We start from the raw sequence: 560 nt of genomic DNA, 5'->3' as shown, positions 1-560 counted from the left end.
CTTATGTCATACTCGTGATGCTCGGACTGATGCAGGGAGTGCCGTCTGACGAGCCGGTGCTCGGCAAGTTGATAGACAACGGACGGGCGGCGGAAGCAGGCCTCCAGGAGGGAGACCGCATTCAAACGATCAACGGGGAGAACATGAGGTCGTGGACGGATATTGTCAACACGGTCAGAGAACACCCTGAAAAAGAACTGAAAATCGTTTTGATGCGCGACAATGTCAAGCTGACGAAATACGTAACACCTGAAGCTGTCAAGGCAGGGGATGAAACCGTCGGCAGATTCGGCGCTTACAATCCTGTGAAAACAGGCGTTCTGACATCGATTTCCTACGGTGCGACCGAAACGGCGACAGTGGCCCAGAGCATCGTCACCAATCTCGGAAAGCTCGTCACAGGACAATTCTCAATCGACATGCTGGCCGGTCCTGTCGGCATTTATGACATGACAGACCAAGTGGCCAGGACAGGCGTTATCAACCTGCTGAAGCTGGCCGCATTTTTAAGCATCAACCTCGGGATCGTCAACCTTCTGCCAATCCCTGCGCTGGACGGC

Annotated in this window: 1 protein-coding gene; it reads left to right on the top strand. The window is 54.1% G+C overall.

Annotated elements, in window-relative coordinates:
* Positions 1 to 560 (top strand): RIP metalloprotease RseP (gene rseP / locus ACWHAR_RS30560; protein ID WP_452088869.1); only part of this gene is annotated, 560 nt, incomplete at both ends.

Source organism: Bacillus sp. LR--39, from assembly GCF_053613335.1.
Note: the sequence above shows the minus strand (reverse complement) of the source record. Positions and strands in the feature narration are given on the sequence as shown.